This is a genomic window from Gloeocapsa sp. PCC 7428, assembly GCF_000317555.1.
In the GTDB taxonomy this organism is placed as follows: domain Bacteria; phylum Cyanobacteriota; class Cyanobacteriia; order Cyanobacteriales; family Chroococcidiopsidaceae; genus Chroogloeocystis.
This window is the reverse complement of the sequence record NC_019745.1, coordinates 4625270-4640621: the sequence shown is the minus strand read 5'-3', so window position 1 is coordinate 4640621 and position 15352 is coordinate 4625270. Positions and strand designations below refer to the sequence as shown.

Genomic DNA, 15352 nt, shown 5'->3' with positions numbered 1-15352 from the left:
AGGTACAATACATCTTTTCAGCAGCTACGCGGAATATATCCTATGCCTTACAAACGTAGACTTACTCGCGCTGTTGCCTTGATCGTTATTTTGCTACCGGCTGCCTATATTTTTTATTGGATTACGCGGTCGGGCGAAATTTCCACTTACGATTACTGGAATATTATTGGTCATTTTTATTCAATCAATGGCTTTTCACCACATCCTACCGACTGGTTAGTTCGTGCAAATGAACACTTAGTCTTAATTCCGGTAATTATTTACGCCATCAACATGATTGCGACAAAAGGTTCAAACATCGGTTTATCGTGCATTACCTTTTTGTTTGCGTGCGTACAAGCCATACTTTTAGCAGTGCTGCTCCCAAAGAACTTACGGCGATCGCGCCTCTTATTTGTTGGCTTACTTGTGTGTACCTCGATCTATTGCTTTACACCCGCAGCCGCACATAATTGGATGCGAGGCTATAGTGGTGTTGCTTGGATAGGAGCAAATCTGTTTGTTACTGCCTCGATATTTTGCCTATCAAAGCTTGTTCACTCTCAAAAAATAGTATGGGCAATCAGTAGCCTGTTTTTTGCTACTCTTGGTGCTTTAACTTATAGTACTGCGCTTGCTGTATTGCCAGTTTTATGTGCTGCTGTAGTATTGATGCGCTTACCTCGGCGGGTGGTGTTATTGTATTTTGCGGCGGCGATCGCTATTGGTGGTACTTATGGATTTACTTACAAAACTCCTTACTACCATCCACCGCTGTCGCTGAGTATTCGCGATCTCCTCGCGTACATTCCAACGTATTTAGGCGCGATTTTTACACAAAATGTTTATGCTGCCTTTATTGTCGGTGCTGTTGGTTGTGCGATCGCGGTTTGCTGTACAGGCTATTGGCTAACACCACAAGCAAAATGGGTTTGCACTTCTTGGCTTCCTTGGCTAGCTTTACAAGGGTATGTTATCGGTACTGCATTAATGGCGGCGACGAGTCGTTCTGGATTTGGGGTAGAATCTGCAACAGTCTCGCGCTATGCATCGTTGCCTAGTTTATTTTGGCTGAGTTTGACTGTGATTGTTGTCACAGGGTTGCAAAAAGTTCGACTAAATGATAGAAATTATTGGCAACTACGAATAACCCTATTCGCAGGATTAACCGTTTTGATCCTGTCGATGTACAGAGTTGGAACTGAAGCCGCTCAAATGATTGCACGCACAGCTTCCTTACAACCATTGGTAACTCTGTCAGTTCAACTAGGTGTTGCTGATACAGATATTGTCCAGCACGTTATTACTTCCTCTCCTGAACAATTTCTCAACTTAACAGCTGCACTCAAACAACACGGTTTCGTTCCATTTCATCAACCTTTCAACAACAGCTTTTGTACAATCGATCAGCAGCTTGGTTCCCACGTACTTAAACCTCCAGCAGCAAAAACATTGCCAGGGTTTTTTGATAATCTTACTAAGCTGAACTCTGACATCGCTAGAGTCGAAGGCTGGGCAGGCGATCGCAAACGTCGCCGTCTCAACTGCGTTGCCATCTTAAATCAAAACAACATTATACGCGGTTTTGCGCTCACGGGGTTTCCTCGTCCAGACGTTGCTCAATCCCTAGGAATGTCTTACGCATTTTCTGGCTGGAAAGGATACGTCCACCTATCGCCAGAAGATGAAACCTTATTTGCGTATACTAGTGCAAACTACAAAGATTGGATCAGGCTACAAAATGTTTACAAGCTTAATGAACACTATTCAAACAACTAAATTAATATGTCAATTGGTATCAGCTTTGTAATTCCTGTATGTAATGAAGAAGCAACTGTTGTTACTTTATCAGAAAAAATTCAAAAAGTAATGACCAAGGAAAGGCTGAGTAAATACGAAATTATCTTTATAGACGATGGAAGTAGTGATAATTCCTGGTTTTATATTAAAGATTTAGTTCATCAATATCCTACACAAATCAAAGCAATCAAACTCCGCAGAAATTTTGGTAAATCTGCCGCCCTTTTTGCTGGATTTAAACGAGCAAAAGGCACAATTATTTTTACGATTGATGCCGATCTCCAAGACGATCCGGCTGAAGTACCTAAATTTTTACACAAGCTAGAAGAAGGCTTTGATCTCGTTTCAGGCTGGCGTCAACGCCGCAATGACCCCATCTCTAAAACTCTACCTTCACAAATATACAATAAAGTTACTGCAAAAATTGCTGGGATTCCTTTACATGATTTTAACTGTGGTTTTAAAGTCTATCGCAAGGAAGTTTTAGACTGTATTAAAATCTATGGTGAACTCCACAGATATATCCCAGTACTTGCACATAGTTTAGGTTTTCGAGTTGGAGAAGTTGCCATCTGTCACTTTAGTAGACAATATGGAAAATCTAAATACGGATGGGAACGCTATTCGCGCGGTTTAATTGATTTATTAACCGTACTTGTGATTACTCGATACTTATATAAACCAGGACACTTATTCGGTAAATTAGGCTTATTTTTTGGTCTTTTAGGAAGTGGCATCCTTATCTATCTCGTCATTCTATGGTTTTTGGGTTTAGGCCCAATCGGTAATCGACCACTTTTATTTTTCGGCATACTATCCACAATTTTATCAGTGCAGTTAATTTCTTTAGGAATACTAGCAGAATTATTAACACGATACTCGCACTCAGACTGCTTAGAACAACAAGTTGCTGAAGTGATTGATGAAAATTTGCATTTATCTCGTTAATATTCACACTGTTGAACATGAATCAAAATCGCCATTTTCCTTTAATTGAGGACGGTGTAGTTGTTGGAACTGGATCGAATAAGTATGAAATGCGAAATCCAGTAGGAAAATATCTACTTTACCAGTTCGATCAAGCTATTACAGAACTTGTCAGCCAAATCAAACCTAAGAATATTCTTGAAGTCGGCTGCGGTGAAGGTCACATTACTCAAATACTGAGTCAGACAAACGCATCGTTGCATTGCATTGATATTTCAGATAAAATTCTAGAGATTGCCAAAAATAGAGTTAATTATTCTCGCATATCTTTTGAGAAGAAAAGTATATACGATTTACATGATACTGATCGGGCTACTCTAGTCGTATGTTGTGAAGTCTTAGAACATTTAGAACACCCGCAAATAGGCTTAGAAAAGCTTGCTAGCGTTGCTAAACCCTACTGTATTCTCAGCGTTCCTAGAGAACCAATATTTAGAACACTTAATTTTTTACGCGGTGCTTATTTAACTAAATTTGGTAACAGTCCTGGACACATTCAACATTGGTCGCGTCGAGGTTTTATCAAGCTGGTAGAAACAAAGTTTGAGATCTTAAGTGTGAAAGCATTACTGCCTTGGACTGTGATTTTAGCTCAAACTAAATAACGAAATGGTTGATCGTTTAGTCCGTAATAAAAAAGTTTGGAGTATCGTTTTTACAATCTTCTTAATCGCTATATTGGGAAGTATTCTAAATCCTTCTGATATTTCATCTGCATTGTATCAAGTTGGGTTATTAGGTGTATCAAAAATATTCTTGTTAGTAGGGATTACACAGGCATTAAGAGCATTACGTTTTCTGGGAATACTTTCAATTAAAGCGAAAATCTCATACTACATCATTTTTGAGATTACTTGTATATACCAATTTCTTAATCACGTATTACCAGTCAGAACAGGTGAATTAAGTTTACCTATTCTACTTAAACGTTATTCTAATTATCCTTATATTAGCTCAGTAGCGTCGCTATTATTAACGCGTATTCATGATGCTTTAGCCTTAGGCACTATAGTATGCTTAGGCATAGGATTGGCTGTCATTCAAGGAAGAATAGCTAGTGATTGGTTAATCTATTTGATTGTAGTTTTACTAGCGATCGCCCTAGTTATAGGTTTACTAACTCTACTCATCAAACAAAATCAGCAGTTAGCACGTAATTGGAAAAGTAGTAAATTATTTTTAAAGCTTAAAACTTTCATCAAAAACTTTTATGAAGAGTTGCTTATTTATCGCGAACCTTCACTTCACTTAAAACTTTTTAGCTATTCAATATTATTGTGGTTGACAATATTTGTCTTGTTTTGGGTCGTTTTACAGTCACTTGGCTTTTCAATGTCTTTATCCGAAGTCATATTAGGTTCGAGTTTAGCTAATTTAACTCAGCTACTACCAGTTAGCACACTAGGCAACATCGGAACATTAGAAGCTGGTTGGGTATTTGGTTTTACTTTATTAGGATATGATTCCTATCACACGCTGACTGCTGGTATTGTAATGCATATCATAGTTATTCTCATTGCCGGAATCTATGGCGTACTTAGCTGGGTTGGTCTGTCTGTAAGAAGTGCAACACGAAGATGAATATATTGCCGACTGAGATACCTGATGTTTTAATTATCGAGCCTCGGATCTTTGCTGACGATCGCGGTTTCTTTTTTGAAAGCTACAACGAGAAAGCTTTTGCAGAGAAAGTGGGAATATCACTGCACTTTGTCCAAGATAACCATTCGCGATCGCTACAAAACGTCCTGCGGGGACTACACTATCAAATTCAGCAGCCACAAGGTAAGCTAGTTCGCGCGATCGCTGGTGAAATTCTTGATGCCGCATTAGATATCCGCAAAAGTTCTCCGACTTTTGGTCACTGGATTAGTTGCATCCTGAGTGCAGAGAATAAACGTCAGTTATGGGTACCTCCAGGTTTCGCCCACGGTTTTTTAGTTCTCTCTCCTGTCGCCGAAGTTCTTTACAAAACGACTGACTACTACGCGCCACAACACGAACGTTGTATTTTGTGGAACGATCCTGATATTGCAATTGATTGGTCTATTTCTGCCCCACCGATACTTTCACCCAAAGACCAAGCAGGTCAACTCTTTCATAAAGCTGAAGTCTTTGCTTGATGATGTCACGTAGGCGCTTTGCGGTGGAAACCGCAGCTACGCAAACAAAACCTATCTTCACAGGTTTTTAAAAAGTCCACGCAGGTGGACAGGGTTTTTGAACCGCGAATTTATTTGCCAGGCGCTCAATATTGAGGCAGACATGGTATAACATCTCCACGCAATCCGCTATGATATCCGCATTGCCAGACTGTTGTAAATTAAATGCATGAGACCGTCAATTTTACTGATTGGTAACACAGGTCAATTAGGTCAACAACTGCAACGCTACCTCGCACAGATAGTAGATGTCACTGCGGTGGGACGTCCAACGATTGACTTAACACAGCCTGATAGCCTGCGTCAGATTATCCGTAAAGTCCAGCCTCAAATTATTATCAACGCGGCAGCATACACAGCGGTAGACAAAGCCGAAACGGAACCGGAAGTCGCATCCGCAATTAATGCGATCGCCCCTGGTATTCTCGCCGCAGAAGCACAACAATTACATTCACACCTGATTCATATTTCGACAGATTACGTATTCGATGGTTGTCAAAGCCATCCATACCAAGAAACTGATGCGACAAACCCCCTAGGGGTTTATGGACGATCGAAACTTGCTGGCGAACAAGCAATTCAAGACAACTGCGATCGCTACATTATCCTGCGGACAGCTTGGGTATACGGTAGTCACGGTAATAATTTTGTGAAAACGATGCTGCGACTCGGTGCAGATCGCGAAGAAATTCGTGTCGTCGCCGATCAAATCGGAAGCCCAACATGGACAGGCGATATAACTCGTGCGATCGCCCAATTACTTGAAATCAATCCAATCCCAACTGGAATTTATCACTATACCAACAGTGGTGTTGCTAGCTGGTACGATTTTGCCGTCGCAATTTTTGAAGAAGCGCAGAAATTAAGCTTTCCTCTCAAAATTCAGCGCGTAATTCCGATTACAACGCCTGAATATCCGACTTTGGCGCAACGACCTGCATATTCGGTTCTCGCGTGTGGGAAAATAACCAAAGTTTTGGGAACTCCATCGCCTCACTGGCGACAAGGACTGAGGAAAATGCTGGCAGAACTTTATATTAATACTTATGAAAGCGCTGATTCTCTCCGGCGGTAAAGGGACTCGCTTGCGTCCTCTAACGTATACTGGTGCTAAACAACTTGTACCCGTCGCCAACAAACCAATTCTTTGGTACGGTATCGAAGAAATCGTTGCCGCTGGAATTACTGATATTGGGATTATCATTAGTCCAGAAACGGGACGCGAAGTTCAAAATAAAACCGGAACCGGCGATCGCTTTGGTGCTAATATCACGTATATTCTGCAAGATAAGCCTGCTGGTTTGGCTCATGCGGTTCAAATTGCCCAGCCTTTTTTAAAGGACGACCCTTTTATTATGTATCTGGGTGATAACTTAATTCAGCAAGGAGATTTAAGTTATTTTCTCCAGCAATTTACCCAAAAACAGCACGATGCCTTAATTCTACTGCGTCCTGTGGCGAATCCTAGCGCTTTTGGTGTTGCCAAAGTCGATGAATACGGGCGCGTTTTAGAGTTAATTGAAAAGCCAAAAGTCCCCCCTTCAAACTTAGCGTTAGTCGGCGTTTACTTCTTTTCGCCTACGATTCATGCGGCGATCGCGTGTATTCAACCTTCTGCTAGGGGAGAATTAGAAATTACCGACGCGATTCAGTGCTTAATCAATCAACAAAAGCAAGTCTCAGCGTGTCAACTCGAAGGCTGGTGGCTAGATACCGGAAAAAAAGACGATCTTTTAGAAGCGAATCGCCTGATTCTCGATACCTACCTGAAAACTTCTAATCTTGGCGAAGTCGATTCACACAGTCAAGTTATTGGGCGCGTGCAAATTGGTTCTGGTTCCAAAGTCATTAACTGTACAATACGCGGTCCCGTCGTCATTGGTAGTAATTGCTATTTAGAAAACTGTTTTATTGGTCCCTACAGTAGTATTGCCGACCAAGCAACAATTATCGAGACAGATATCGAACATAGTGTTGTTTTACAAGGAGCAAAAATTGACCGCATTCACCAACGTATTATTGATAGTGTTATTGGACAGCGCGCACAACTAACGGTAGCAGCAAGACGTCCTAAAGCCTTGCGTTTTCTGGTCGGCGATGACTGCCAAATTGAACTAGCGTGATCTATTTTTTAACTGTTAATTATTATTCAACGTCGCTCATAACGAAGTTAATTGCATCAATTCAAAATGATTCCAACACGTTCAGTAAAATAGTAATTGTCAATAATTCAGTTGACGACCTTTCTATTCAATCTCTCCAATCCCAAGCTGTTACTATCCTTGAACCAGGGAGAAATCTGGGTTTTGGGAATGCGTGTAATTTAGGATTGCAATGGATTTATTCCCAGAATCAAAATGCCATTGTTTGGATTATTAATCCTGATGCTTATTTTATAGAAAATACTCAGGAAAAAGTTAATTGTTTTTTTGTAACTTATCCAGAAGTGTCGATATTAGGCACAGTTATTTATACACCAAGTAATAAAATTTGGTTTGCTGGCGGTTGTTTTCGTCGTACTACTGGTACTATTTCAACTCAAGACATTTTAAGTAATTCAGATTCAGCCTATGTTCAATGTGATTGGGTTTCTGGTTGTAGTTTGATTCTTAACTGTAACAATTTTAGTGAATGTCCGCAATTTGATCCAAGATATTTCCTTTATTACGAAGACTTTGAGTTTTGCCTAAGATACGCGCAACAAGGGCATATTGTTGCAGTCACAAAACTATTTCAAGTCATTCATCAACCATCTTCAATTACAAATAAAAACATATTTAACAAAATTAAATATAGTACATATAGTTATTTAATAACATTAGAAAAATATACAAATCGTTTCATACTCTTTCTAAGATTAATGCGTTTGATTTTCTATGCTTTTATTCTAATTTTTGTCAAACCGCAAGTAGCGTTTGGTAAAATATACGGAACAATACTTTATTTAAAATACTTGCTATCATTTTGCAAAATTCCTTATTAGTTAACCTTTCGTTTCTTGCCCAAAAACCAACAGGAATCACAACCTACGCGGCTAACCTATTTCCACATTTACAGCCACTCCAACCCACGCTACTAATTTCCTCAGAGGCGCGCCCAAAAGCCTTAGACGCTGAGTACTACCCAGTTCCACCAAATCTCACCCCAGATTATGGCAGCTTGGGTCATTTTCGGCGTTTATTGTGGACGCAACGGCAAATTCCCAAAATATACAAAGAACTGCGATCGCGTCTTCTATTTTCCCCCGTACCCGAAGCCCCGCTACAGACGAATTGTCGTTACATTGTCAACGTCAACGACTTGATTCCTTTACACTTTCCCTCACGTTCTCCGCTAACGCTTTACTTTCGCTATTACGTTCCTCAAGTGCTAGCGCAAGCTGAACATATTCTCTGCATTTCCACCGCCACTGCGAAGGATCTCACACACTTTTACAACATCAAGCCAGATAAAATTACGTCAATCTTATTAGCGCACGACGCTAACCACTTTCGCTTTCTCGATTTACCAACAAGTAACTATTTCCTCTACATTGGACGCCACGATCCTTATAAAAACCTGCATCGAGTCATTGCCGCTTTTGCTGCATTGCCACGCGACTATGAATTATGGCTAGCAGGACCGTTCGATCCGCGTTATACTCCTGCATTACAAACTGTTGCAGCCGAACTTAATATCAGCGATCGCGTCAAAATTCTTGACTATGTGAAATATCAAGATTTGCCGACAATTATCAATCAAGCGATCGCGCTGGTGTTTCCTAGCTTGTGGGAAGGATTTGGATTACCTGTATTAGAAGCGATGGCGTGTGGAACTCCTGTCATCACCTCAAACGTTTCTTCGTTACCCGAAGTTGCAGGTGACGCCGCGCTATTAGTCGATCCTTACAACAGTGCAGAAATGACCGCCGCCATGCAAGCCATTGCAACCGAATCAGGATTGCGATCGCGCCTTTGTGAGTTGAGTCGTGCGAGAGCAAATAATTTCAGTTGGGCGAAAACGGGACAAGCTACCGCTGAAGTTCTCGCGCGCTATCTCTAACTTTTCCAAATCACGAGAATAACGCCACAGATAATCAGCCCCAACCCAACTAATCGACTAATAGGAATAGATTCGCGAAAGATAAAATACCCAATTAGCAACGAAAAGACGTAAACTAACGCCACCGCAGGACCCGCAACGCTGAGTTTAACCCGCGTTAGCACCAAAATATAAACAATTGCACCCAAGGCATAACACGTCAATCCAGCAAGTAATTCTGGAATCGTAATCATGCCTAACACATGGCTCACAAAATTACTTGCATCTACTCTACCTAGCTTTAATGCACCCGCTTTGAGCAGCCATTGCCCAGCCACGCTCGCTAGGATTGAAATGAGAAATAATCCAAACTCTGGTAGCGTCACAAATTTATGCCTATTGATAAGCAACTCGGTTTTCTAGTTTACAGCCAGCTAGGCTACTACCAACGCTAGGATAGTCTCGGAATATTTATAAGTATTGATTACTATGACAAGTATTGTTAAATCTCCTTACACTGACGAACAAGTCGTCGCTTGGTTGCGAGGATTACTCGCGATCGCTTGGGCGGATGGTAACTTCGATCCTCAAGAGCAAGAAATCATTGCAGCTTTAACGCACGAACTTACTATTGATTCTGATTTAGCATCGTTTGAAAAAATTACCCCGCAAGAACTAGCAAGCGTTTTCAAAGACAATGCTGTTGCCGCAGAAAACTTTTTACGGACTGCGGTGATGGTGGCGATCGCCGATGGTACGTATTCCTCTGTAGAAGATGAAATTATACATCAATTCTGCCAAGCTTTGGGGTTACAAGAAACAGCACTTGTGGCGCTGCGCCAAACATTGTGTGACGTTCCTACCGATGCTGATACAACGACTTTACCCACCGACGAACAACCCCAGATCGACGTTTTGCATCCTGTACGCGACTGGCTTGATGGACTCGACATTCACGATCCCAAGGTTGCCCGCTTTTTGTGCAAAATGATTCCGCCGCAGTGTCCATTTGAGCGCGACGTTACGCTCTTTGGCAAGAAAATAGTTCACATTCCCCCACTGTGTAAGCTCAACCCCCTTTACGAGCAACTTGTCGGATTGCGCTTCCGTGCGTTGTCCTATCTTGCTGATGAGTGTCATGAAGATGTCACCGAATATTGTTAATCATTAATACTAGTAACTGGTAATTGGTCATTGGTAAGAATATTGTCAACAATTACCCATTACCCATTACCCATTCCCAAAAACTATGCAATTTATCGACCAAGCAGAAATAGAAGTTGAAGCAGGTTCAGGAGGTGATGGAATTGTAGCCTTCCGCCGCGAAAAATACGTGCCAGCGGGGGGACCTTCTGGCGGAAATGGCGGACGTGGCGGTTCAGTCATTTTAGTTGCAGTAGAAAATTTACAAACGCTATTAGACTTCAGGTATGCGCACCGTTTTCAAGCAGAAAATGGCTCGCGTGGTGGACCCAATAATCGTACAGGTGCCGCAGGAAGCGATCGCATAATCGAAGTTCCCTGCGGTACAGTTGTTTACGATGCCCAAACGAATGAACTTCTAGGCGATTTAGTTGCACCAGGACAAACGTTGTGCGTCGCCGCTGGTGGTAAAGGCGGACTAGGAAATAAATATTTTTTGAGTAACCGCAATCGCGCCCCAGAGTATGCACTTCCTGGCTTACCTGGAGAACAACGCCTGCTACGCCTCGAATTAAAACTCTTAGCCGAAGTCGGTATTATTGGACTTCCCAACGCGGGTAAATCAACGCTCATTTCTGCGCTTTCCGCAGCCCGTCCCAAAGTCGCCGATTATCCTTTTACAACACTTATCCCTAATTTAGGCGTTGTGCGTAAACCAACGGGTGATGGTACAGTTTTTGCCGATATTCCTGGTTTAATCGCTGGTGCGCATCAGGGCGCAGGGTTAGGACATGATTTCTTGCGTCATATCGAACGTACTCGTTTGCTGTTGCATTTAGTAGACGCTACCGCCACAGATCCCGTTGCTGACTATCAAACGATTCAGCAAGAGTTACACGCCTACGGACGCGGATTACCCGATCGCCCGCAAGTTTTAGCATTAAACAAAATTGATGCAGTTGATGAAGAAACAATAGCCGCGATCGCCCAGGAACTTGCCCAGCGTCATGGTAGTAAACCGTTTCTAATTTCAGCAGCGACTCACCAAGGGTTAGAACCACTACTACAGCAAATTTGGTCTATCTTAGATACTCCTGTTGGGCAAGAAGTCACTCACTAGTGATTTCCCTGAGGGGAGTTTAACCCTGACCCCTTTAATTTACTAATTCGTTGTCGATTGTGCGTTGCTAGTGGTTGCTGAATTGCCTGCTGGCGGGTTTGTTGTCACAAAAGGTGTTGTCCGCATAATTTGATCGACGTTCGGTTTGCTCAATTCTTGATAAGCCGCACGCGAAATTTGCCGAATGAGTTCTTGAGCGCGACCATCATTATGGGGACGTTTTACCATTGCGACAGCAATATAGCGCTTACCACTCGGCATATCCACTAAGCCCACATCACCGACTAAAGAGCCGATGTCACCCGTTTTATGGGCTATTCTCGCTCCTTCACCTAAACCGCGTGGTAGCAAGGTATTCGTCACGGTACGTCGCATGATATCTAACAGGCGATCGCGCGATCGCAACGACATCAACTTGCCATCATCGACTAACGCCATCAAGTGCGCTAAATCTCTAGGGCTTGTCGTATTTGTTCCTTCTAAATCTGGTAGTAGGTTCCGAATTTGGGTTGCTGGTAATCCCCAACTCAGAAACCGCTCATTCAATGCAGCAGCGCCACCCATGCGCTCAATGAGTAAATTCGTCGCGGTGTTATCGCTGATCGTAATCATCTTGGTGGCTGTTTCCAGTGCAGTGAATTTTGTTCCCAGCGGCTTGTATTGCATATCTCCCGAACCACCGCCTACCAACTCTTTTTTCAGCGTCAGCCGTTCATCCAAGCGAATTTTACCCGCATCGACATCTTGGAAAAACGCAACCAACACTGGCACTTTAATCATACTTGCCGAAGCGAAAGTTGAGTTCCCATTAATTTCTAAATACGCTCCTGTGTCTAAATCCAAGAAAAAGACGCCTGGAAGGAGATTTTTTTGTTTCGCCGCTAACTGTTCTACCGTTGTTTTTAACGAACTCATTTCTTGCGTCATCTGCAACGCCGAACCTGGAACGACTGCGACTTCCGTCACCTCCTCTTGTGTTACTGGAGTTTGCGCATCTTCAGCTTTGATGCGATTTGTAGGATCTAATACCGACAATACAGTTCCAGCGATCGCTGCAATTCCCACTCCGAAAATCAATACTCTTGAAGCATATAGCAGCGGTTTTGTCAAGTTAGTGATTCGATGATTACGGCGTTTTTCGCGCTGCGGACGCGGTGTAATCACAGTGCGCTCAATGATGCGTTGCTTCTCACTCACTTCCTGAGGTAATTTCACCCGCCTTGACGGTTCGCGTTCCACATTTTGAGATGTGTTCCCGTTTGTATAATTTGGCTGATTTGCCCTAGCATTTCGATTAACGACTTGCGGATTTAAGGGTAAGTCAACCTTTTTACGTGCTTTCCCGTTGGCAGTTGATGCTGATCCCGATATCGATTGATTCCTACTTTTATTTGGTACTTTTTGCTGGCTGCTATCCGAAAGGCGACTTTCCCGTCGTGCTGTGATTTTACCCTCGGAAACTGGGGTTTTTGATACCTTTAACTCTGTAGCAGACAGCTGTTTCACGTCTAACTCCTCAAGCACCCTAAAATTGCGCTTTACTTTTTGGGAAATATGTGGCGTTGGCAACTTAGTTTATACCAATCTACGAATAAATGGCGATCAATTACAGCTTAAAATAATGCAAAATAGTTCATTTGTACTGATATCAGCAGAGAATTAACTTTGTTCCTTGATTTTCTGCTGCAATGCCCATTGTATTTGCGATAAAACTCCTCGCAACATAGCGACTTCAGAAGTAGTTAACTGTGTGCGATTGAACACTTGGCGAAACTTTTGCATCCGACTTGCAGCCGTGTGCGGGTAAAGATAACCAATGTCGAGTAATATTTGTTCTAATTGTTGATAATAGCCTTCTAAAATATCAAGCGAAGCTACATCAGAATTGCTCGTCGAAGCAGTTTCTGTTTGCATTGCACATTGAAACAGTTCATAAGCGCAAATTGCAACAGATGCAGCAAGATTTAGTGACGGGTAGCGATCGCTTGTTGGAATGCGGACAAAGCGTTGTGCATATTTTAATTCTTCATTACTCAAACCACGATATTCGGGTCCAAAAATCAGCGCGGTGTTTTGCTCGATTAACCACGGAAGTGCAGTACGTGGATGTTCGAGTGTAATCCCCGTGTCGCGATCGCGAGCGGTGGTCGCGATCGCCCGCGTACAGTTTACTAGCGCTTCTGGTAATGTTCCAACTTGAACTGCATTTTCTAAAATATCCACTGCATGAACCGCCATTAGTTGCGCTTCCCCAGACAGCGGATCGCACTGCGGATTGACTAACACAAGATGTTCTAGCCCTGAATTTTTCATAACACGGGCGATCGCGCCAACATTCAAAGCCCCTGCTGGTTCGACTAAAACTATTCGTATTCCAGTTAAGGCGGTTTCTACCATCACTTTTTTCTCGCAATATTTCTTAAAATTAGACTACTCATCTATTACTTACTCAACATGGCACGAACTCGCGCTAAATCAGATTTACCGACAAAAATTTGTCCTGTTTGTCAGCGTCCCTTCACTTGGCGAAAAAAATGGGCAGATTGTTGGGATGATGTAAAGTATTGCTCTGAACGCTGTCGTCGGCGGCGCTCAAATGCAGATAAATATGGCAACGGGTAAAGGGTAATGGGTAATAGGTCGTAAAAGCATTTATCAATTACCATTTACCAATTACCAAGCCGCATAGCTAGAAAAATTGAGCAATATTTACCATACATTACTAAATCGTTTTTGTAGATAATCTAAAATCTAAAATCACAAGTCTAAAATTTTAGGATGACGAGTGCAACCAAAGTTAATTATTCATGGCGGGGCTGGTAGTTCCCTCAAAAGTAAAGGCGGAGTAGAAATCATTCGGCGATCGCTCTACTCAGTTATCGAAGAAGTCTATGCACTATTGCTTGCAGGTGCAACAGCTGCTGAGGCTGTCGTTCATGGCTGTCAATTATTAGAAGACGATCCGCGCTTTAATGCTGGGACAGGTTCAGTGCTGCAATCTGATGGTCAAATTCGCATGAGTGCGTCACTCATGGATGGTGTTTGCCAGCGCTTTAGTGGTGTAATTAACGTCTCGCGGGTACAGCATCCGATTGGTCTGGCGCAAAATTTGCAGTCTTCCTCGGATCGCGTGCTATCTGATTATGGTGCGGCTGAGTTGTTACGCGAATTGCAAATTCCTAGCTACGATGCTTTGACTGAGTTGCGGTTGCAAGAGTGGCTTCAGGAACGACAAGATAATTTTGAGAAAAAAATGGCGGGCGTCGTTGCCGAAAAAGAGTTAGTTGAATCGAGCAATGCTGGACGCGGTACAATTGGCGTTGTTGCCCTCGACACACAAGGATATTTAGCAGTTGGGACTTCAACGGGCGGTAAAGGTTTTGAACGTATCGGGCGCGTGAGTGATTCTGCAATGCCTGCTGGCAATTATGCCACAGCCGACGCAGCAGTCAGTTGTACCGGAATTGGTGAAGATATTATTGACGAATGTTTAGCAGCGCGAATCGTTGTCCGCGTCACCGACGGCTTAGCTTTACCAGAAGCGATGCAACGCTCGTTTACCGAAGCATACAACCACAAACGCGATTTAGGCGCAATTGCAATCGACTCAACAGGCGCGATCGCTTGGGGAAAAACTAGTGAAGTGCTACTTGCTGCCTATCATACCGGTGAGAAAGTGGGTGATACGTTGGAATGGACGGGTGAGGAACTGACAAGCTACTGCTGAAGCAACGCGATCGCCTGCGACAAAATCATTTGCTTGTCTACCATGCTTTCTAGTTCTTCAGCCTCAAAACGCCCTTCAAAGGTTTCTGTGGACGCTCGTTTGAGTGCAATTTGATATCCTTCTTGGAGGATCTCGCTGAGTTGCGCTGACGATAAATAACAGCCACCCGCTTTGCGGCGTTTATTAAGCTTGCGGATTTCTCGCGCCGCATTTTCAATAGAAATCTCCCAAGAGCGGGTTGAACGTTTTTCAGCCTGCTGTTTAATCAGAAGAACGAGTAATATCACGCCATAGCTATCAATTTTATTGATTTTGTCACTCAGGCTCATGTCTTCCAACTCGTCCACCAACAGCAAAGCTTCATCAACTTTGCCTTGCTGTAGTAATTCCCGAAGTTCTAGAAGTTCTTCCATA

At 42.8% G+C, this 15352-nt stretch carries 17 protein-coding genes; 13 read left to right on the top strand and 4 right to left on the bottom strand.

What is annotated here, in order from left to right; genetic code table 11:
* Positions 1-42 precede the first annotated feature (42 nt).
* The 9 genes from GLO7428_RS20435 to GLO7428_RS20395 all read left to right on the top strand — a co-directional run bounded on the left by GLO7428_RS20435 (position 43) and on the right by GLO7428_RS20395 (position 8969).
* Positions 43-1758, top strand: coding sequence for a hypothetical protein (locus GLO7428_RS20435; protein WP_015190483.1), 1716 nt, complete (start codon positions 43-45; stop codon positions 1756-1758).
* 6 nt (positions 1759-1764) lie between these two features.
* Positions 1765-2727, top strand: coding sequence for a glycosyltransferase family 2 protein (locus GLO7428_RS20430; protein ID WP_015190482.1), 963 nt, complete (start codon positions 1765-1767; stop codon positions 2725-2727).
* A gap of 17 nt (positions 2728-2744) precedes the next feature.
* The gene (locus tag GLO7428_RS20425; RefSeq protein ID WP_015190481.1) at positions 2745-3371 is read left to right on the top strand and encodes a bifunctional 2-polyprenyl-6-hydroxyphenol methylase/3-demethylubiquinol 3-O-methyltransferase UbiG; all 627 of its coding nucleotides are present in this window, start codon (positions 2745-2747) and stop codon (positions 3369-3371) included.
* A 4-nt stretch (positions 3372-3375) separates the two neighbouring features.
* Positions 3376-4347 carry a lysylphosphatidylglycerol synthase transmembrane domain-containing protein gene (locus GLO7428_RS20420; protein ID WP_015190480.1) on the top strand — a complete coding sequence of 324 codons (972 nt, stop codon included), beginning with the start codon at positions 3376-3378 and terminating at the stop codon, positions 4345-4347.
* A complete protein-coding gene (gene rfbC, locus GLO7428_RS20415) occupies positions 4344-4889 on the top strand; it encodes a dTDP-4-dehydrorhamnose 3,5-epimerase (RefSeq protein ID WP_015190479.1) in 546 nt (181 codons plus the stop codon). The genes GLO7428_RS20420 and rfbC overlap by 4 nt, the downstream gene beginning before the upstream one ends.
* Before the next feature lie 208 nt (positions 4890-5097).
* Complete coding sequence (rfbD, locus tag GLO7428_RS20410) at positions 5098-6003, top strand: dTDP-4-dehydrorhamnose reductase (RefSeq protein WP_015190478.1); 906 nt, start codon at positions 5098-5100, stop codon at positions 6001-6003.
* Complete coding sequence (locus tag GLO7428_RS20405; protein ID WP_015190477.1) at positions 5975-7051, top strand: glucose-1-phosphate thymidylyltransferase; 1077 nt, start codon at positions 5975-5977, stop codon at positions 7049-7051. The genes rfbD and GLO7428_RS20405 overlap by 29 nt, the downstream gene beginning before the upstream one ends.
* Positions 7048-7911, top strand: a complete 864-nt coding sequence (locus GLO7428_RS20400; RefSeq protein WP_015190476.1) for a glycosyltransferase family 2 protein — start codon at positions 7048-7050, stop codon at positions 7909-7911. The genes GLO7428_RS20405 and GLO7428_RS20400 overlap by 4 nt, the downstream gene beginning before the upstream one ends.
* Positions 7887-8969 (top strand): glycosyltransferase family 1 protein, encoded by a 1083-nt coding sequence (locus tag GLO7428_RS20395; protein ID WP_196797649.1) that lies wholly within the window; start codon positions 7887-7889, stop codon positions 8967-8969. The genes GLO7428_RS20400 and GLO7428_RS20395 overlap by 25 nt, the downstream gene beginning before the upstream one ends.
* Here the strand turns inward: GLO7428_RS20395 and GLO7428_RS20390 are convergent.
* Positions 8966-9334, bottom strand: a complete 369-nt coding sequence (locus GLO7428_RS20390; RefSeq protein WP_015190474.1) for an EamA family transporter — start codon at positions 9332-9334, stop codon at positions 8966-8968. The genes GLO7428_RS20395 and GLO7428_RS20390 overlap by 4 nt on opposite strands.
* A gap of 103 nt (positions 9335-9437) precedes the next feature.
* Here GLO7428_RS20390 and GLO7428_RS20385 point away from each other — a divergent pair, with 103 nt between their 5' ends.
* On the top strand, positions 9438-10112 hold the full coding sequence (locus GLO7428_RS20385) for a Mo-dependent nitrogenase C-terminal domain-containing protein (protein WP_015190473.1): 675 nt from the start codon (positions 9438-9440) through the stop codon (positions 10110-10112).
* 85 nt (positions 10113-10197) lie between these two features.
* Positions 10198-11211 carry an Obg family GTPase CgtA gene (gene cgtA, locus GLO7428_RS20380; protein WP_015190472.1) on the top strand — a complete coding sequence of 338 codons (1014 nt, stop codon included), beginning with the start codon at positions 10198-10200 and terminating at the stop codon, positions 11209-11211.
* Positions 11212-11253: 42 nt separating this feature from the next.
* Here cgtA and GLO7428_RS20375 read toward each other — a convergent pair whose 3' ends face one another.
* Together GLO7428_RS20375 and GLO7428_RS20370 are read right to left on the bottom strand one after the other, a co-directional pair.
* Entirely contained in the window at positions 11254-12450 is a 1197-nt protein-coding gene (locus GLO7428_RS20375; RefSeq protein ID WP_369792534.1) for a serine hydrolase, read from the bottom strand.
* A 420-nt stretch (positions 12451-12870) separates the two neighbouring features.
* Positions 12871-13608 carry an RNA methyltransferase gene (locus GLO7428_RS20370; protein WP_015190470.1) on the bottom strand — a complete coding sequence of 246 codons (738 nt, stop codon included), beginning with the start codon at positions 13606-13608 and terminating at the stop codon, positions 12871-12873.
* Between the two features lie 57 nt (positions 13609-13665).
* Here GLO7428_RS20370 and GLO7428_RS26945 point away from each other — a divergent pair, with 57 nt between their 5' ends.
* Entirely contained in the window at positions 13666-13833 is a 168-nt protein-coding gene (locus GLO7428_RS26945; protein ID WP_015190469.1) for a DUF2256 domain-containing protein, read from the top strand.
* 163 nt (positions 13834-13996) lie between these two features.
* Positions 13997-14938, top strand: a complete 942-nt coding sequence (locus GLO7428_RS20365) for an isoaspartyl peptidase/L-asparaginase (RefSeq protein ID WP_015190468.1) — start codon at positions 13997-13999, stop codon at positions 14936-14938.
* On the opposite strand, the gene GLO7428_RS20360 is transcribed toward GLO7428_RS20365, so the two are convergent.
* Entirely contained in the window at positions 14929-15351 is a 423-nt protein-coding gene (locus GLO7428_RS20360) for a DUF29 family protein (RefSeq protein WP_015190467.1), read from the bottom strand. The two genes, GLO7428_RS20365 and GLO7428_RS20360, sit on opposite strands and share 10 nt — an antisense overlap.
* Between the last annotated feature and the right edge of the window lies 1 nt (position 15352).